Here is an 18,289-nt window from a genome sequence, read left to right as displayed (position 1 = left end):
CTCTATGGACGCAAGCAAACGCTTGCTCGTAGGTCGCAAGCAAACGCTTGCTCGTAGGTGACGCGGGGTGGAGCAGCCCGGTAGCTCGTCAGGCTCATAACCTGAAGGTCACAGGTTCAAATCCTGTCCCCGCAACCAAATACAAAAGAGCCCGCCCTCGTGCGGGCTCTTTTGTATCTGGCCGTGGTGGCCGGCGATTTAACCGGTCATCAGGAGCCCGCAAGGAGGCGTAGCCGACGCCGCGGGACAGAAAACCCAAATCCTGTCCCCAAAACCAACACCAAAAACGGCCCGCGCCAAGCGGGCCGTTTTTGTTTATGCGCCGCTCCCGGGCAGGCCAATCGGCCGAACCAATTGCAGCCGGCGCCGTTATCGGCTTGTCTTTCGGCTTACCTGCTCCCACAGAACCAATACAGCAGATGATGGAGAGGAAAATGCGGAACGCGCTGATCGTATGGGGCGGCTGGGAAGGGCACGAGCCGGAGGCCGGGGCGCGCGCCGTCAAGGCGATGCTGGAGGAAGAAGGCTTTGCCGTCCAGGTCGAGAACACGACGGCGATCTTCGCCGATCCGGCGATCGCCGAGCTCAGTCTGATCGTGCCGATCTATACGATGTCCAAGCTTACCAAAGCGGAAGAAGCCAACCTGACGAAGGCGGTCGAGAACGGCGTCGGCCTTGGCGGCTATCATGGCGGCATGGGCGACGCGTTTCGCGAATCGCCCGAATACCAATTCATGTGCGGCGGGCAGTGGGTCGCGCATCCCGGCAACATCATCGACTATCGGGTGAACGTGGCGCGGCGCGATGATCCGATCATGCAGGGCATCGAGGATTTCCCCTACCGCTCCGAGCAGTATTACATGCATGTCGACCCTTCGAACGAGGTGTTGGCGACCACAACTTTTTCCGGTTCGCACGCGTCGTGGATCGACGGCGTCGTGATGCCGGTGGTGTGGAAGCGGCGGCATGGCAAGGGACGGGTATTTTATTCGTCGCTGGGTCACGTGGCATCGGAATTCCAAGTGCCGCAGATGCGCACCATCCTGCGCCGCGGGCTGGCATGGGCCGCGCGCTGAGTCGGCCAACGTGCCCGGCTAAACGCTCTCGAGATAGGTCTCGATCTCGAAGTCGCTGACATTCAGCGCGAAAGTGTTCAGCTCCTGGCGCTTGCAGGCGACGAAGGCGTCGCGCAGCACGTCCGGGAAGATTTCGGCAACGCGCGGGCCGGCCTCGAAAGCGGCGATCGCCGAGGCCCAGTCCGGCGGCAGCTTGGCGAGTGTGAGGCCCTGGCCTTCGCCGCCGGTCGGCTCTCCGGGCGACAGCTGGCGCTCGATGCCGATCAATGCCGCGCCGAGAATCGCCGCCAGAACCAGATAGGGATTGGCGTCGGCGCCGGAGACGCGATGCTCGATACGGCGCGCGGCGGATGGGCCGCCCGGAATGCGGATCGCCACCATGCGGTTCTCGTAGCCCCAGGCGACGGCGGTCGGCGCATAGGAACGCGGCCGCAGGCGGCGATAGGAATTGAAATGCGGGGCGAACACCAGCGTGCTTTGCGCCATCGCGGCAAGCAGGCCGCCGACCGCGTGACGCATGCTGTCGGAGCCTTGGTCCGAGCCGTCGTCGAAGATGTTGCGGCCGTCCTTGTCGAGGACGCTGAAGTGGACATGGAAGCCGTTGCCGGCGCGCTCGCCATAGGGCTTGGCCATGAAGCAAGCGGCAAAGCCGTGCTTGCGGGCGATGCCCTTGACGGTGCGCTTGAACAGCACCGCGTCGTCGGCGGCGCGCAAGGCGTCCGGGACGTGGTTGAGGTTGATCTCGAACTGGCCGACGCCGTTCTCGGCGATCGCGGTGTCGACCGGGATGCCCTGCATGCGGCAGGCTTCGTAGATGTCGTGGATGAAGGCCTCGAAATCGTCGACCTCGTCGATCGAGAGCGCCGCGTCGGAATCGAGGCGCCTGCCGGTGACCGGCGAGACGGGGCCGACAGGCCGCTGCGACGTCGGGTCGACGAGGTAGAATTCGAGCTCGGTCGCGGTGACCGGCGTCAGGCCAAGTGCTGCGTAGCGGTCGAGGATGCGGGCCAGCGCGCGGCGCGGGTCGCCCAGATAGGGCGCGCCGCTGTCGTCCGCCAGCCAGAGCGGCAGAAGCGCGGTCGGGTGCGCCGTCCAGTTTACCGGCAGTATGCCGCGTCCGGTCCAGTGGCAAAGCCCATCGGCGTCGCCGGTCGAGAATACCTGGGCATTGCCCTCGATATCCTCGCCCCAGATGTCGAGGCCGATGGCCGAATAGGGCATGCGCAGCTTGCCTTCGAGCGCCTTGCGCGCCTGCTCGACCGGTATGCGCTTGCCGCGCATGATGCCGTTCAGGTCGCACACCGCCGCCCGCAGGCTCTGGATGTCCTTCCTGCCTTCAAGCCAGTTCAAAACGTCCGTGATCGCATCGCTCAATTTCCAGCCCCTTTTTAGGCGCTGTAGCCCTTGCAGGCTACGATATCCAATTTTCAGCTTGTAAGTTTATGAAGGCCGCCTCGGCTGATGCCGAATGGCTTTTCTTCATTTTTTCAAGTCACTAGCTGGGATATCGGGCGGCATTTCAGGTCCATTCTCGCGATCTGCGATCGCAACATAGCGACATGGCCGGCGAAAGCCAAGCCGGATTCGGCGCGCGCCGGCTAGTGGCGCAGCTCGGGGAACTTCACCTGCGCGAGGATATGCATGGCGCCCTCATCAATGTCGCGCACGATCGCCTCGCGCGCCCGCTCGCCGTCGCCGGCCTCGATCGCCGACACGACCTCCTCGTGGTAGTCGATGCCCAGGATGCCGGCGAGATCGTCCTCGAAGCCGATATGCAGGTTGCGCAGGAAAGGGCCAACCTGCATCCACACCGTCTCGATGAGGAAGATCATCTGTTCGTTGCCGCAATGGCGGTAGATCGAGAATTTGAAGTCGTGGTTCTTGCGCAGGTAGTTTTCGATCCCGCCATTGCGGGCGGCTTCGGTGAGTTCGGCGCAGTGGCGCCGGATCGCGCGCAGATTGTTGCCGTTGATGCGTTTTGTCGCGAGCTCTGTCGCCGTGCCTTCCAGGATCGTGCGCACCGCGGTCAATTGCGAGAAGCGATCGGCGGAGATCAGAGGCACCTCGACGCTGCCGTTCGGCATCGGGCTCAGCGCCCTCAGCGCCTGCAGCCGGGTGAAGGCACTGCGCACCGGCATGTCGCTGGTGCCGAGCTCCTTGGCGAGCTTGCGCGAGGTCAGCTTCTGGCCGGGCTGCAACTGACCCGACATAAGGGCCCGGACGAGCTCCAGATAGACTTTCTCATGCAGGGGAACGGTAGCGAGAGCGGTCAGTCCGAATTGCGGTTTGTCGGCCATTGGCTATGCGTTGCTTCATTCGCCCTGAAATCGGTTTCGTCGCTGTGTCCGCCGCGGGATACTTTTCCGGTGGCATTAGAGATGCACGATAGACGGTTAGCGCGCGCCGCCGCAAGGGAGCGCACCCACCTCTCCAACCGCTTCATCGCGATACAGCGCTATCTGACGCCGATACCCGCCAACAGGCCGCCGTCTATTCTGTAGTCGGCCCCGGTGCAGAAGCTTGCCTTGGACGAGCAGAGGAACGCGATCAGCTCCGCCACTTCTTCCGGTTCGCCGATGCGGCCTATCGGATGCGCTTCGCCGAAACGCCTGAAGGCGGCTTCGACATCCGCATTGGGATCGCCGGCGCGCGCGGCGCGTTCGAGGATCGGGGTGCGGACGGATCCTGGGCTGACGGAGTTCACCCGGATGCCCTTTCGGGCATAGTCGAGCGCCAGCGAGCGCGTCAGCGTGTGGATCGCGCCCTTGGTGGTGGCGTAAGCGGCGACATTCTCCTGGCAGGCAGTGCCTTGCACCGAGGCGACGTTGACGATGGCGCCACCGCCGCGCTTGATCATCTCGGGGATGCCGAAACGGGCGGTGAGGTAGATCGATCCGACATTGACCGACATCGCCCGGTTCCAGGTCTCGAAATCCGTCGTCGTCGCGGTACCGTAGGGATGCACGGCCGCCGAATTGACGATGACGTCCAGCCCGCCGAATTTCGCGACGCCGGCGGCGATCGCCCTCTCGACCTGGTCGGGCACGGCAACGTCCGTGCCGAGCACGAGTGCGGCGGCGCCCGCGCGGTTGAGCTCGGCCTGCAGCAGCGCGTTGGCGGGTTGATCGATGCCCAACGCGATGATCGCGGCGCCGCCCTGGGCAAGACGGCGCGCGCTTGCCGCGCCGATGCCGGTCGTTCCCGTCACCAGGGCGACCTTGCCGTCGAAATCGTTCATGGACAAAACTCCTGCAATGATGGACGAAAGCGCTAGTCGGTGGTTCGTCGCATGGCACCGAAATCACCTGATTTGACGGCCATTGTCATCCGACAATATGGTCGATCGCAACCACACTGAAGCACTCGCGCTGAAGCGAATTCGGTCGACGCGCTTCACGTCTTTGTTTGATGCATGGCGACCACTCAGAACCGACATGCATTGAATCGCAGGCTTTGAGAGGTAGTCATGGAACAATGCTGGCGCTGGTATGGCCCGAACGATCCGGTCACGCTCGACCACATCAAGCAGGCCGGGGCGACGGGCATCGTGACGGCGCTGCACGACATCTATGACGGCAGCGCCTGGCCGCTCGACGCCATCCTCGAACGCAAGCGCATCATCGAGGCGGCCGACCTGACATGGTCGGTGGTGGAAAGCATTCCCGTCCACAATTCGATCAAGACCGGAACGCCGGAGCGGGAACGCTACGCCGGCGGGTACAGGGACACGATCCGGGCGCTGGCCAAGGCCGGCATTTCGACTATCTGCTACAATTTCATGCCGGTGGTGGACTGGACCCGCACCGATCTGATGTACCGGCTGCCGACCACCGGCTACGCGCTGCGCTTCGACGCGCTCGACTTCGCCGCCTATGACGTCTTCGTGTTGAAGCGGCCGAATGCCGAGGCGAGCTACAGTCCGGCGCGGTTGCAGGAAGCGGAAGCGCGGCTCGAGACTTTGAGCGCCGAGGATATCGACAAAATCGAGCGCAACCTGATCGCCGGCCTGCCGGCAACCGAGCGTACCTATAATCGCGAAACGATGCGCGATGCGCTCGCCGATTACGCCGCGATCGGCCCGGCCGAACTGCGCGCCAACCTCGCCTGGTTCCTGAAGGAGATCATCCCCGCGGCGGACGAAGTCGGCGCGCGCATGTGCATCCATCCCGACGACCCGCCTTTCTCGCTCTATGGCCTGCCGCGCGTCGTCTCCACCGCCGAGGACGCGCGCTTCATCCTGGGGACGGTCGATAGTCCGTCGAACGGACTGACCTTCTGCACCGGATCCTACGGCGTGCGCGCCGACAACGACCTTATCGCGATGATCGAGGAGTTCGGACCGAGAATCCATTTCGCGCATCTGCGCAACGTGACGCGAGAGAAGGACGGCTCCTTCTATGAGGCCGAGCATCTGGAAGGCTCGACCGACATGGCCGAGGTCATCCTGGCGCTGATGAAGGAAGAGTCGGGGCGGCGCAAGGAAGGGCGGTCCGACTGGCGCATTCCGATGCGCCCAGACCATGGCCATTTGCTTGCCGACGACATCGGCAAGATCAAGATCAATCCCGGCTATTCACTGATCGGGCGGCTCAAGGGCCTTGCCGAATTGCGCGGCATCATGCGCGCGGTGGAGCGGTTCGAGCTGGCGTGACGCGAGCCGAGCAATCTTGCAGCCGGGACGGCGCCGTCATGGAGGCGTGCTTTCCAGTTGCTGTCCCTGTCCGTTTGCCTTGGCGACAAAACTGCGCCAGCCGCCATAGGCCGAGATGTCCGTCGCCGCCGCCAGACCGGCGGTCTCAGCCAGGAACCCCTTCGCTGACGTGCCGTCGTCGAGCTCGATAGTGCCGATGCCGAGCGGCGGCGGGATGGCCGCGACGAAACGGCCGAAGGCGTCGGCGCAGAGGCGCCAGACCTCGATCTCGATGGCGGCGCCGCCGCTGCCGACCCGGACAAGCCCGGGTTTGGGCGGCGTCTGGCCGGCGAGCTCATAGAGCTTGTAGGCAGGGGCCGTCCGCGCCGACCTGCAGAAGCGCGCGCCGGCCTCCTTCAATTGGCCGTTGAGCGGCATTCCCGAAAGATGCGCGCCGACCACCACCAGCTCGATCGTGCCGTCCTCGGCCGATGCGCCGACAGGCCGCGCGCCAGGTTGCCGCCATCCGGTCGCGCCGAGGGTGAGGCCGCTCGCGGCATGCAGATCGCACGCGACCGCCGCGACGAGGCCGTCCCGCCCCGCGGCCGCGAGCAAGGTCACGCTCATCGGCAGGCCGTCGTCCCGCGTGCCGGCCGGCACGGCGATGCCGCACATGTCGAGCAGATTGACGAAATTGGTGTAGGTGCCGAGCCGGCTGTTGGTGGCGATCGGATCGGCAAGCACGGCATCGACGGTATAGTGGGTCGGCGCGGTCGGCACGCAGAACAGATCGACGGAAGCGATAACCGGAGCGAGCCGCGCCTTGTAGGCCTGCAAGGCATAGAGCCCGCGGAAGGCGTCGGCCGCCGACAGATTCCTGGCACCGCCGATGATCTTGCGCGTGACCGGATGAAGGGATGCCTCATTCGCCTCGAAGAAGTCGCGGATCGCCGCGTAGCGCTCCGCCACCCAGGCGCCTTCGTAGAGAAGATCGGCGGTGGCGTAGAAGTCGCCGAACGGTATCTCGACAAGCCTGGCGCCGAGCGCCTTCAGCGCGGCGAGAGCTGCCTCGAAACCGGCCTGCATCGAGGCATCGCCGAAGAATTTTCGGTCCGGCCCGGCGGGAACACCGACGGTCAAAACGGGCGCGCGGCTTGCAGGCGGTGCGATGGGCACCGACCTCGAATAGGGGTCGCCCGGATCGAAACCGGAGGCGGCGCCGAGCACAGCATAGGCATCGTCGACGGTCAGCGCGAACACCGAGACGCAGTCGAGCGTCCGGCAGGCCGGCACGACGCCTGTCGTCGACAGGGCGCCGACGGTCGGCTTCAGCCCGACGATGTTGTTGAGGCCGGCGGGAATCCGGCCGGAGCCGGCGGTGTCGGTGCCGAGCGCGAAGGAGACGATGCCGCGTGCCGTCGCCACCGCCGAGCCGGAGGAGGAGCCGCCCGGCACCAGTTTCGGATCGATCGCGTTCCTCGGGATCGGCCATGGCGTGCGCACGCCGACGAGGCCGGTGGCGAACTGGTCGAGATTGGTCTTGCCGACGACCAGGGCGCCCGCGGCCTTGAGCCGCGCCACGACCGTGGCGTCCCTATCCGGCGTGTAGGCGTATTCGGCGCAGGCGGCAGTCGTCGGCATGCCGCCGACGTCGATATTGTCCTTGACGGCGAAAGGAATGCCCCAGAGCGGCTTTGCCGCCGGATCAAACGGGCCGAGCGCCTCGGTTTGCGACAGCAGCTCGGCCCTGGTCGCAAGATGGATGAAGATACCGGCATCGTCGGCCGCCGCGATGCGGGCCAGCACCGTGTCGATCACCTCGGCGACGCCGATCCCGCTTTGGTAGGCGGCATGCAGGCTTGCTATGTCGAAGCGGATTTCGCTCATTTCGTCTCCCCCAGGATGATCACCGGCAGGTCCCACTGGATCAGCACCACGCAGCCATCCTTTGCCCATACCGAGTGCTCGGTGCCGACGGGGTTGAGGATCACGCTGCCCGCCGGGTAGTCGCAGTTCTCATCGCTCTGGGTTCCCTCCAGAACGACGATGGTTTCCAGCCCGGCATGGCGGTGGCGCGGCACGCCGGCGCCAGGCTGGTATTTGAGCAGCGCGACCGACGGTTCGACGGGGCCGCCTTTGAGCAGCCAGTGCACGGTGACGCCGTCGCGGAAGGGCTCGAACGCCAGATCGCGCCAGCCGCCGTCAAGCAGGCCGGCAAAGGCAAGGTTAGGCATTTGCAATTCCCTCGAGCACCTGATCGGTCGTCGCCGTCCAGCCGACGATGGCGCCCTGCGCCCTGATCATCGCCAGGGCGGCCGCCTTGAATTCGGGAAAGTAGCTTTCCGTCGCATCCTCGGCGACGAGGCACTCATAGCCGCGGTCGTTTGCCTCGCGCATCGTCGTCTGCACGCAGACCTCGGTCGTCACGCCGGCGAAGACCAATTGTCGGACACCGATCCGCTTCAGGTCATCGCCGAGACCAGTCGCGTAGAAGGCGCCCTTGCCGGGTTTCTCGATGACGATCTCACCCGGCAGCGGCGCGAGCTCGTCGAGGATCGCCGTGCCCGGCTCCCCCGCGATCAGCACGCGTCCCATCGGACCGGCGTCGCCAATGCGGATCGACGGATTGCCGCGGTCGCGCTTGGCGGGCGGCAGGTCCGAAAGGTCAGGCCTGTGGCACTCCATGGTGTGGATCACCGGCAGGCCGGCGGCGCGGAACCCCTCAACCAGTTTCTTCACCGTCGGCACGATCGCCGTTACCCGGCTGACGTCGTTGCCAAGGCTGGCGCCGAAGCCGCCCGGCTCGGCGAAGTCGCGCTGCATGTCGATGACGATGAGCGCCGTCGTCTCGGGCTTGAAGACAAAGGCGAACGGCTGCGCGTCGATTTCCGCCATCAGTGGTGCCCCGCCATGTGCTCGCCGATCGTCTGCACGCTTGCCTGCGCGATCGGGGTCTCGTAGACGAGCGCGCCGTCGGACATGACGAGGATGCGGTCCGAGAGTTCCAAAAGCTCGTCGAGGTCTTCCGACATCAGGAGCACCGCGGCGCCGGCGTTGCGCGCCTTCATGATGCGGGCGCGGATTTCGGCGACGGCCGAGAAGTCGAGGCCGAAGCACGGATTGGAGACGATCAGCAGGTCGACCTCGCCGGTGAGCTCGCGGGCGAGCACCGCGCGCTGAACATTGCCGCCCGAGAGCGAGGCGATCGGCGAGGAGAGCGACGCCGTCTTGACCTTGAACTGCTCGACCAGGCGGGCACTGAAGGATTTGATGGCGCCAGCGCTAATCCAACTCACCGGCTTGCCGCTACTATCCACGTCGAAGGTGCGGAAGGCGATGTTCTCGGCAACGGTCATCCTTGGCGCGCAGGCATTCTTCAGCGGCTCCTCCGGAATCAAACGCACATTGAGCGCGCGCGCCTCGGCGCGCGTCGCCGCGTAGGCGGTGCCGCGCACCATCACCTCGCCGCCATTGCGCGGACGCTGCCCGGCCAGCACTTCCAGGAATTCCTTCTGGCCGTTGCCGGAGATGCCGGCGATGCCGACGATCTCGCCGGAGTGCACGCCGAGGTCCGCGATGTCGATCGATTTGAGGCCGGTGCGGTCCGGTGCCTTCAGCGCCTTCACCTCGAGCACGATCTCGGCGTCCGGCTTCGGCTCCGCGCGGCTGTCGAGCGCGGCGATCGGCTGGTCGCCGATCATCATCGCCGCCATCTCCCTGTGGGAGAGGTCGGAGACCTTGCCGGTTCCGGTGAGCCTGCCCTTGCGCAGCACGGTGATGTCGTCGGCGAATGCGGTGACCTCGTGGAATTTGTGCGAGATCATCAGCACGGTGAGATCGCCCGCCTTGGTCATGCCGCGCACCAGGCCAAGCACTTCCTGCGCCTCGCCAGGGGTGAGCACGGATGTCGGCTCGTCCAGCACCAGGAAGTTGCGGCCGAGATAAAGCTGCTTGATGATCTCCAGCTTCTGCTTCTCGCCGGCGGCGAGCTCGGCCACCTTGACGTCGAGCGGCAGCTTGAAGGGCATGCGTTCCATGAATTGGGCAAGCGCCGTGCGCTCCTTGCGCCAGTCGATGACGCCGGGCACTTTTTCGCGCGAGATGACCAGGTTCTCGGCGCCCGTCAGCGACGGCACGAGCGTGAAATGCTGGTAGACCATGCCGAGGCCGAGCGCCGAGGCATCCTTGGGGCTGGCGATCGCGACCTCACGTCCATCGACCAGCATGTCGCCCGACGTCGGGTGGTAGAAACCCATCATGCATTTGACGAGCGTCGACTTGCCGGCGCCGTTCTCGCCGAGCAGCGCGTGGAAGGAGCCGGCCGGCACCTTGATGGAGACGTCATCGAGCGCCGTGAAGGCGCCGAAGCGCATGGTCATGCCGATGGTCTCGACGCCGATCGCCTTCCCGTGGGTTACGCTCATCGTCGGTTCTCTATGGCAGCTGGGCGACGATCGCGGCGGAATTCGAGACGGCGCCGAACACGCCGCCCTGCATCTTGATCATCTTGATCGCCGCCAGATGGTTGCCGTGGTCGGTCGCTCCGCAGCAATCCTCCAGCATCACGCATTCGAAGCCGCGGTCGTTGGCCTCGCGCATGGTGGTGTGCACGCAGACATCGGTGGTGATGCCGGTCAGCACGATGTTGTCTATGCCGCGCTGGTTGAGGATCAGCTCGAGGTCGGTGGCGCAGAACGAGCCCTTGCCCGGCTTGTCGATGATCGGCTCGCCCTCGGCCGGATAAAGATCGGGGATGATGTCCCAGCCCGGCTCGCCGCGCACCAGGATGCGTCCGCAGGGGCCGGGATCGCCGATGCCGGCATTGATGCGGCGCGAGCGCCAGCGCTTGTTGGCGGGCAGGTCGGCGAGGTCGGGCCGATGGCCCTCGCGCGTATGGATGATGGTGTAGCCCTTGGTCCGCATGGCGGAAAGCACCGACTTGATCGGCTCGATCGGCGCGCGAACCAGCGACAGGTCGTAGCCCATATGGTCGACATAGCCGCCCGGCCCGCAGAAATCGGTCTGCATGTCGATGATGATCAGCGCCGTATTGTCCGGCCTGAGATCGCCATTATAGGGCCAGGGATAGGGATCGGCGTCGATGTAGCGCTGGGCGATCTCGGCTCTGGCGTTCATGGCAAAACTCCGGTCTCGGGAGCGGTTCGCGGAAGGACAGTCATCTGGTGATCGACAGTTCGCCGGGCGCGCCGGCGAGGGCCCTGCTGGGCGATGAGGTGGCGATCATGATGATGAGGGTGAGGATGTAAGGCGCGGCGTAGAAGAGGTAGTAGCCTTGCGTGACGCCCACCGACTGCAGCGCCGGGCCGAGGGCGCCGGCGCCGCCGAACAGCAGCGCGGCGGCAAAGCAGCCGAGCGGGTTCCAGCGCGCGAAGATGACCAGCGCCACCGCCATCAGCCCTTGGCCGGACGAGATGCGCTCAGTCCAGCTGCCGGGATAGTATAGCGACAGGTAGGCGCCGCCGATGCCGGCCAGCGCGCCGCCGACGCCGGTGGCGAGAAGGCGAACGGTATTGGGATTGAGACCCATGGCGCGCGCGGCATCGGCGCTGTCGCCGACCACGCGCACGATCAAGCCGATACGGGTGTTGCGGAACGCCCACCAGAGGAAGACGGCAAGCGCGGCGCCGATCAGGAACAGCACGTTGACGTTGAGCGCCGCCTGCACCTGCGGAATGTCGGACCAGGTGCCGAAGGGGATTGCCGGCAGGTCGGGCGCCGAGGGCTGGATGAAGGGCTTGCCGAAGAAGAAGGCGAGGCCGGTGCCGAACAGCATCAGGGCGATGCCGATGGCGATGTCGTTGACCTTCGGGAATTTGCAGATCCAGCCGTGGAAGAGACCGAAGCAGAGGCCGGCGACCCCCGCGGCCGCCAGGCCGAGCCATGGCGAGCCGGTCATCACCGCCACCGCGTAGGCGCTCATGGCGCCGAAAACCAGCGTGCCCTCGAGGCCGAGATTGATGCGGCCGGAGCGCTCGGTGATGGCTTCGCCGAGCGACACGAAGATGAAGGGCGTGGACACGCGGATGGCGCCGCCCAGCATGGCGAGCGGCACGCCCCACAGGCCAATGTCGGTCGTTTCCATCAGGTGCTCCTCTGCCAGAGGTCCGGGTTGAAGAGCTTGAAGCGGCCGTAGAACGTCTCGCTGAACAGGATGACGATGAAGAGCATGCCCTGCAGCACCAGGACGGTCGCATCGGGCAGGTCCATGCGGCGCTGGATCAGGCCGCCGGAGGCGTCGATGCCGCCGAGAAGGATGGCGACCGGGATGATGGCAAGCGGATTGTGGCGGGCGAGGAAGGCGACGAGGATGCCGGTGTAGCCGTAGCCGGCAGCAAGCGAGCCGTTGGCGCTGCCTTGCACGGCCGCCACCTCCAGCATACCGGCAAGGCCGGCGAAGCCGCCGGCAAGCGCGGTGAAGCCGACGATCAGCGGGCCTACCGCAAGCCCCTGCACCTGCGCCGCCCTGACATTGCCGCCGGCGATGCGGGCGGCGAAGCCCCAGCGGGTCTTCTCGATCAGCAACCAGGAGAGCAGACAGGCGAGGATGCCGACGACGAGCCCCCAATGCACTTCCATGCCGGGGATGTTGCCGATGCGGTAGATGTCGGCCAGCGGCTGGGTCGAGGGCTTGTTGAGCGAGGCCGGATCGCGCAACGGCCCTTCGACGAGGTGGTTCATCAGGGCGATGGCGATATAGGCCATCAGCAGGCTGGAGATGGTCTCGTTGACGGCGCGGTAGTGGCGGAGCGCGCCGACGGCACCGATCCAGATGCCGCCGGCGGCCACGCCCCCCACGCCCATGAGGAATATGACGAGAACAGACGGCGCGCCGTTCAGCGCCACGCCGATGGCGGCCGCCGCGACGCCGCCGAGCACGATTGCGCCTTCGCCGCCGATGACGACGAGGCCAAGCCGCGCGGGCAGGGCCACGCAGAGCGCCGCAAGCAAGAGCGGTGCTGCGCGCGACAGCGAGTTCTGGATGGAGAACCAGGAGCCGAAGCCGCCCCGCCACATCGTCTCGTAGAGCTGGACCGGAGACTTACCGACAGCCAGGATGAACAGGCTGAACAGCACCATGCCGACGATGAGCGCCGCGAGCGGAATGACGAAGGTCTCCGCCCGCCTGGCGATCCATTCGAGCGCCGGCCGATATCCTCGGGCATCGAGGATGGTCCGCACGTCCGCGCTGCTCACCGTATCCGTCATCGCCCGGTCTCCCTCGGCTCGGCCTGTTCAGGCCGTCGAGCCGACGACGCCCTCGACGAGATAGTCCATGCTTTCGAGCTCAATGGCGGTCTCGGCGAATGCCTGGCCCGCGGTAGCAACGACGGCGCCCTTGTTGCTCTTCAACGGTCCCTTGATGACGGAGAAGCCGCCCTTCATCATTTCGGCCAGGGTGCCGTCGAACTGCTTGCGGGCCGCTTCGCCGACGGCGGGACCAAGCGGGCTCATCTTGACGAAGCCGTCGGCCAGGCCGCCGCGCGTGAAGTTGGGCAATGGCTTGCCGGCGACGAGGTCGTCGACGAACATCTTGTAGACCTTGGCCCAGTTCCACTCCGCGCCAGTCAGGTATTTCTCCGGCGCCAGCGGGCTCTGATTGGCGTGATAGCCGCAGACGAAGGCGCCGCGGCCGGCGGCCGTCTCGACCACCACTTTCGGGCTGTCGACATGGCAGGTGATGACGTCGGCGCCCTGGTCGACCAGCGCGTTGGTGGCTTCCGCTTCCTTGACCGCCAGCGACCATTCGCCGGTGAAGATAACCTGGCAAGTGATCGCCGGATCGACCGACCGCGCTCCGAGCAGGAAGGAATTGATGTTGAGCAGGACCTGCGGGATCGGCTTGGCGGCGACGAAGCCGAGCTTCTTCGACTTGGTGGCGTGACCGGCGACGACGCCGTTCAGATACTGGCCCATGCCGATATAGCCGAAATAGGAGCCGGCGTTCATCGGGTGCTTGTCCTTGTTCCACATGCCGCCGCAATGACGGAACTGCACGTCGGGGAATTTCGCGCACATGGCGAGCATATGCGGATCGAAGTAACCGAAGGAGGTCGGGAAGATCAGTGAGGCGCCGTCGAGATTGATCATCGATTCCATCGTCTTTTGCACGTCGACCGTCTCGGGAACGTTTTCTTCCTCGACGATGGAAATGCCTTCGATGGACTTCAGGGTCGCGGCGCCCTCGGCATGCGCCTGGTTGTAGCCGTAGTCGTCTTTCGGACCGACATAGATGAAGCCGACGGTGGTCGCCGCGGCGCGTGCCCCGCGGATCGGAAAGGCTGCCGAGGCCAGGCCGAGCGCCGCTCCGGCGGCGGAGGTCTTGAGCAGATCGCGGCGGCTAAGCATGAATCTGTCGGTCATATCGAATGCTCCCCTTTCTTGGACCCGCTCGGGGTTTTGATGTTCTCCAAGAAAGTGCATGCAATCGCTGTGCCAGGTTTAAAAGTCTATTTTTTGTAATAAAATCAATGACAGGCTTTGGAAGCTCTGCATAAAGGCGAGGCAAGTGCATGCACTTTATGCTCTAAAAGTGATCAGTTTGACATCGAGTTTAAAACATAGGCATACAGGGGTGCAGTCCGAGTCGAAACCAGCCCGTGAGCCGTCCGCCTCGCGGGCCTGCCTGCAATAAACCGGACGGAGGAGACGTGCCTGGAAAGCGCAGCTTGGTCAGGTCGGGCACGACCGTGGATCAGATGGTGAGGGCGATCGCCGACCGCATCGTCACCGGCTATCTGCGCCCCGGCGAAAGGCTCGACGAGGGCTCGCTCGCCGCCCGCTTCGACGTTTCGCGCACGCCGGTCCGGGAGGCGCTCGGTCATTTGAGCGCCATGGGGCTGGTCGAAAGGCGGCCCAACCGCGGCGCCATCGTTGCCGTGATCACGCAGGAACATCTCGCCTCGATGTTCGAAAGCATGGCCGAGCTGGAGGCGATCTGCGCGCGCTTCTCGGCCGCGCGCATGACCGGCGGCGAGCGCCGCTCGCTGGAGATCGAGCATCTGGCCTCGGCGCGGCTGGTGCAGATAGGCGCCGAGGAGGACTATGAGTATTTCAACACCGAGTTCCACACCCGGCTCTATCGCGGCGCCCACAACACGCATGTCTATGATCTGACCGTGATGACGCGCAGCCGGCTAGCGCCGTTCCGGCGCGCGCAGTTCATGCTGCCGGGCCGGTTGGCCAAATCCTGGCAGGAGCATGACGTGATCGTCACCGCAATCATGCGCGGCGACGGCATGGCTGCGGGCAAGGCCGCCAGGGACCACGTCTCCATCGTCAGCGAGGCGAGCGCGGTGTTTGCGGCTGTCGATCCGGTGCATCCCGAGTTCAGCCAATCCGCGCGTCGATGATCTCGACGAAGCGTGCAAAGAGACCGGCCTGCGATTTGATCTTGAGCTTGCGGTAGATGTTGCGGCGGTGGACCTTGACGGTTCCCGGCACGATCCTGAGCGCCCTGGCGATCGATTCCGTGGAGTGGCCCTGAAGCACGAGGTCTACCACCTGTTTTTCGCGCGAGGTCAGCGACAGGCTCTTCCAGATGTGAGCGCGGTCGAGCTCGTGGGGCATCGTGACGGTTTCGTCCGATGGCGGGATGGCGGCTTCGTCGGCAGGCAGAGACGGCCAGCGCTGCTTGCAGAAGCCGATCACCGCCGGTGCCATGTCGCGCAGCAACCGGGCGTCGGCGGTGCCGAACGGCCCGCTGGCGCGCAGCCGCATCAGCGACAGCACCATCGCGTCTTTGCCTGCCAGCGGCACGAAGAAGCCGACCTCCTCGGCGAGCCGGGTCTGGCTGTAGTAGGAGCGATAGTATTCGCTGGCATAGAAGCGGTCGGGCGCGAGCTCGCGCATGCGCCAGAAACCTTCCTTGCGCTCGACCGCGGCGTGGTGGAACGGGTCGAGCAGATAGGGCCCATCCTGATAGAGCGCGACGAAGATGTGGCTCTCCGCCGGCGAGAAGGTCTCGAACAGCAGCGGCGGCCGCGCGGCACCGCGATAACCGAAGATCACGCAATGGTCGAAACGGACATGCCCGCGCAGCCAGCCGACGATCGCCTTGCCGAAATGGTCGCCCGCTGTCTCGCGCGACGCGGCGATCACGGCCGCTAGGGCGTTGTAGTCGTCACTGCGGGAGGCGGCCAATCCATACCCCTCTAAACGATAAAATCGGCTAAATATACCACCTGCGAGGTATATACTAGCCGGCATTGGCTCTGCTAGCGTCGCGATATTGCCTCACGCTGTCGCTGGAGCCCGTGGCTTGACTGCTGTGCCCGATATCGAATTTCGCGCGGTCACCAAGCGCTATGGCGCGGTCACCGCGGTGAGCGGCATCGACCTCGCCATCCCGCCTTCGGCTTTCGTCGCGCTGCTCGGCCCCTCCGGCTGCGGCAAGACGACGTGCCTGCGCATGATCGGCGGCTTCGAGCAGCCGAGCGAGGGCCAGGTGCTGATCCGCGGCCGCGACATGGCGGGAACGCCGCCCTACCGGCGGCCGGTCAACATGGTGTTCCAGCAATATGCGCTGTTCCCGCATCTCGATGTCGAGGACAACATCTCCTACGGGCTGCGCCAGGCAAGGCCGCGACTGTCGTCGCGCGACATCTCCTCGAGGGCAGGCGAGGCGCTCGCCATGGTGCAACTCGCCGGCTATGGCCGCCGCAAGATCCACGAGCTTTCCGGCGGCCAGCAGCAACGCGTGGCGCTCGCCCGGGCACTGGTCAACAAGCCGGCGGTGCTGTTGCTCGACGAGCCGCTGGCGGCGCTCGACAAGAAGCTGCGCACCGATATGCAGATCGAGCTGCAGAACCTGCAGCGCGAGATCGGCATCACCTTCGTGCTGGTCACCCATGACCAGGAGGAGGCGCTGTCGATGAGCGACTTCGTCTGCGTCATGAATGGCGGTCGCGTCGTCCAGCTCGGACAGCCAAGTGAGATCTATGACGAGCCGGCCGATCTGTTCGTGGCCGATTTCGTCGGCAAGACTAATCTTCTGAGCGGCAAGGTGGCCGGCCTTTCGGGCGATCTCGTCGACGTCGCGCTTGCCGACGGCACGGTAATTTCGGCGCGCAAGCGAGTGCCGCTCGACCGGGGCGAGGCGGTGTCCGTCAGCCTGCGGCCAGAATCGCTCAGCCTGTCGGCATCCGGAAACGGTGCTTTGAAAGGCATCGTCCGCAACCGGATTTTCCTGGGATCGACCGCGGAATACGCGATCGAGGTCCCGGGCATCGGATCGCTGCTCGCCAAGGCCGATCACGTGATCGGCCAGGGCAATCTCTTCAAGCCGGGCGAACCCGTCGCCATCGGCTTTGCCGCCGGAGCGCCGCTGGCGTTTCCACACGCCAAAAACAACGGGACCAACCAGAGGGAAGACCAAAATGCCGAAATCCTATCGTGACGGACTGCCGATAAGCCCCGATAAATTCGTCGACCAGTTGATGCGCCTTAAGCGCGGCTCGATCAGCCGGCGCGACTTCCTCGGCCTCACCGGCCTTGGCGTTGCCACTGCGGTCATGGCGCGCGAGCTCGGTATCATGCCGACGCCGGCCTTCGCCGCCGAAAGCCTCGGCGACCGCATGTCGATCGCCACCTGGCCGAACTACCACGACCCGCAGACCTTCGAGAACTTCAAGGCCGATACGGGCGTCGCCGTCGAAGTCAACGTCTTCGGGTCGAACGAGGAGATGCTGGCCAAGCTGCAGGCCGGCGGCTCGGGCTGGAGCCTGTTCGTGCCGACCAACTACACGATCTCGACCTACAAGAAGCTCGGTATCATCGAAGCGCTCGACATGGCCAAGCTCGGCAACTTCGACGGCAAGTCGGAAGACGCGCGCTTCACCGCGGAAGGCACGATCGACGGGACGACTTACGCCGTGCCGAAGAACTGGGGCACCACCGGTTTCGCCGTCAACACCAAGAAGCTCGCCAAGCCGATGTCGAGCTGGAAGGAGTTCTGGGACACCGCCATGGCGGAAGGCGACGGCCGCACCATGGTGCACGACTACCAGCTGACCACGATCGGCAACGCGCTGAAATATTACGGCTATTCGTTCAACTCGCTGAAGCAGGACGAGCTCGCCAAGGCCGAGGAACTGCTGCTCAAGGTCAAGCCGCATCTGTTCGCGGTGTCGAGCGACTACCAGCCGGGAATGCGCGCCGGCGATGCCTGGATGACGATGTGCTGGACCAATGACGGGGCGCAGCTTCATCGCGACATCCCCGAGATCGCCTATGTGCTCGGCAAGGAAGGTGGCGAGATATGGACCGACTTCTATGCCATCCCGAAGGACGCGCCGAACAAGCCGGCCGGCTATGCATTGCTCAATTACCTGATGAACCCGAAGGTCGCGGTGAAGGAGCATCTGGCCAATGGCGCGCCCTCGACCGATGCGCGGGTCAATGCGCTGCTGCCGAAGGAAGTGCTCGACAACCCGATCCTCTATCCGGCCGCCGATCTGTTGAAGCCGCTCGAATTCGGCGCCGCGGCCACGCTGACCGATCCGGGCCGCGCCGAGCTGATGGCGCGCTTCAAGTCGGCTTGAGCGAGACCGGCGACAAACCCGAT

General features: G+C 65.1%; 17 protein-coding genes and 1 tRNA gene. 6 read left to right on the top strand and 12 right to left on the bottom strand.

The window, feature by feature from the left end:
- The first annotated feature begins 61 nt into the window (after positions 1-61).
- Both DPM33_RS07370 and DPM33_RS07365 read left to right on the top strand, forming a co-directional pair.
- Positions 62-138: transfer RNA gene (locus DPM33_RS07370), tRNA-Met, on the top strand.
- A gap of 296 nt (positions 139-434) precedes the next feature.
- Positions 435-1,076, top strand: a complete 642-nt coding sequence (locus tag DPM33_RS07365; protein ID WP_112096707.1) for a ThuA domain-containing protein — start codon at positions 435-437, stop codon at positions 1,074-1,076.
- Positions 1,077-1,094: 18 nt separating this feature from the next.
- Here DPM33_RS07365 and DPM33_RS07360 read toward each other — a convergent pair whose 3' ends face one another.
- From DPM33_RS07360 to DPM33_RS07350, 3 genes are all read right to left on the bottom strand, one after another.
- Complete coding sequence (locus tag DPM33_RS07360; RefSeq protein ID WP_112096706.1) at positions 1,095-2,450, bottom strand: glutamine synthetase family protein; 1,356 nt, start codon at positions 2,448-2,450, stop codon at positions 1,095-1,097.
- 224 nt (positions 2,451-2,674) lie between these two features.
- Entirely contained in the window at positions 2,675-3,373 is a 699-nt protein-coding gene (locus tag DPM33_RS07355) for a GntR family transcriptional regulator (protein ID WP_112096705.1), read from the bottom strand.
- Positions 3,374-3,531: 158 nt separating this feature from the next.
- The gene (locus DPM33_RS07350; protein WP_112096704.1) at positions 3,532-4,314 is read right to left on the bottom strand and encodes an SDR family NAD(P)-dependent oxidoreductase; all 783 of its coding nucleotides are present in this window, start codon (positions 4,312-4,314) and stop codon (positions 3,532-3,534) included.
- 228 nt (positions 4,315-4,542) lie between these two features.
- On the opposite strand from DPM33_RS07350, the gene uxuA reads away from it, so the two are divergent.
- Positions 4,543-5,727, top strand: coding sequence for a mannonate dehydratase (uxuA, locus tag DPM33_RS07345; protein ID WP_112096703.1), 1,185 nt, complete (start codon positions 4,543-4,545; stop codon positions 5,725-5,727).
- A 36-nt stretch (positions 5,728-5,763) separates the two neighbouring features.
- Here uxuA and atzF read toward each other — a convergent pair whose 3' ends face one another.
- Genes atzF through DPM33_RS07305 form a run of 8 tightly spaced genes read right to left on the bottom strand, consistent with a single transcriptional unit; the run spans position 5,764 to position 14,088 of the window.
- Entirely contained in the window at positions 5,764-7,593 is a 1,830-nt protein-coding gene (atzF, locus tag DPM33_RS07340) for an allophanate hydrolase (protein ID WP_112096702.1), read from the bottom strand.
- Positions 7,590-7,940 (bottom strand): cupin domain-containing protein, encoded by a 351-nt coding sequence (locus DPM33_RS07335; protein ID WP_112096701.1) that lies wholly within the window; start codon positions 7,938-7,940, stop codon positions 7,590-7,592. The genes atzF and DPM33_RS07335 overlap by 4 nt, the downstream gene beginning before the upstream one ends.
- Positions 7,933-8,601: a cysteine hydrolase family protein gene (locus DPM33_RS07330; RefSeq protein ID WP_112096700.1), complete on the bottom strand. Its 669-nt coding sequence runs from the start codon at positions 8,599-8,601 to the stop codon at positions 7,933-7,935. The genes DPM33_RS07335 and DPM33_RS07330 overlap by 8 nt, the downstream gene beginning before the upstream one ends.
- Positions 8,601-10,130 (bottom strand): ABC transporter ATP-binding protein, encoded by a 1,530-nt coding sequence (locus DPM33_RS07325; RefSeq protein WP_112096699.1) that lies wholly within the window; start codon positions 10,128-10,130, stop codon positions 8,601-8,603. The genes DPM33_RS07330 and DPM33_RS07325 overlap by 1 nt, the downstream gene beginning before the upstream one ends.
- Positions 10,131-10,140: 10 nt before the next feature.
- Positions 10,141-10,842 (bottom strand): biuret amidohydrolase, encoded by a 702-nt coding sequence (biuH, locus tag DPM33_RS07320; RefSeq protein WP_112096698.1) that lies wholly within the window; start codon positions 10,840-10,842, stop codon positions 10,141-10,143.
- A gap of 40 nt (positions 10,843-10,882) precedes the next feature.
- Positions 10,883-11,809 carry an ABC transporter permease gene (locus tag DPM33_RS07315; RefSeq protein ID WP_112096697.1) on the bottom strand — a complete coding sequence of 309 codons (927 nt, stop codon included), beginning with the start codon at positions 11,807-11,809 and terminating at the stop codon, positions 10,883-10,885.
- On the bottom strand, positions 11,809-12,933 hold the full coding sequence (locus DPM33_RS07310; protein WP_112096696.1) for an ABC transporter permease: 1,125 nt from the start codon (positions 12,931-12,933) through the stop codon (positions 11,809-11,811). The genes DPM33_RS07315 and DPM33_RS07310 overlap by 1 nt, the downstream gene beginning before the upstream one ends.
- A 27-nt stretch (positions 12,934-12,960) precedes the next feature.
- Positions 12,961-14,088, bottom strand: coding sequence for a BMP family ABC transporter substrate-binding protein (locus DPM33_RS07305; RefSeq protein WP_112096695.1), 1,128 nt, complete (start codon positions 14,086-14,088; stop codon positions 12,961-12,963).
- Positions 14,089-14,423: 335 nt separating this feature from the next.
- On the opposite strand from DPM33_RS07305, the gene DPM33_RS07300 reads away from it, so the two are divergent.
- A complete protein-coding gene (locus DPM33_RS07300) occupies positions 14,424-15,077 on the top strand; it encodes a GntR family transcriptional regulator (protein WP_245442037.1) in 654 nt (217 codons plus the stop codon).
- Here DPM33_RS07300 and DPM33_RS07295 read toward each other — a convergent pair.
- On the bottom strand, positions 15,055-15,867 hold the full coding sequence (locus DPM33_RS07295) for a helix-turn-helix transcriptional regulator (RefSeq protein WP_245442030.1): 813 nt from the start codon (positions 15,865-15,867) through the stop codon (positions 15,055-15,057). The genes DPM33_RS07300 and DPM33_RS07295 overlap by 23 nt on opposite strands.
- 118 nt (positions 15,868-15,985) lie before the next feature.
- Between DPM33_RS07295 and DPM33_RS07290 the strand changes: the two genes are divergently transcribed.
- Both DPM33_RS07290 and DPM33_RS07285 read left to right on the top strand, forming a co-directional pair.
- The gene (locus tag DPM33_RS07290) at positions 15,986-17,122 is read left to right on the top strand and encodes an ABC transporter ATP-binding protein (RefSeq protein ID WP_112096692.1); all 1,137 of its coding nucleotides are present in this window, start codon (positions 15,986-15,988) and stop codon (positions 17,120-17,122) included.
- Positions 17,103-18,266: an ABC transporter substrate-binding protein gene (locus tag DPM33_RS07285; protein ID WP_112096691.1), complete on the top strand. Its 1,164-nt coding sequence runs from the start codon at positions 17,103-17,105 to the stop codon at positions 18,264-18,266. Before DPM33_RS07290 ends, DPM33_RS07285 begins: the two co-directional genes overlap by 20 nt.
- The last annotated feature ends 23 nt before the right edge of the window (positions 18,267-18,289 follow it).

It is taken from the genome of Mesorhizobium hawassense (assembly GCF_003289945.1).
Lineage (GTDB): Bacteria > Pseudomonadota > Alphaproteobacteria > Rhizobiales > Rhizobiaceae > Mesorhizobium > Mesorhizobium hawassense.
This window is presented reverse-complemented; position numbering and strand designations above follow the sequence as displayed.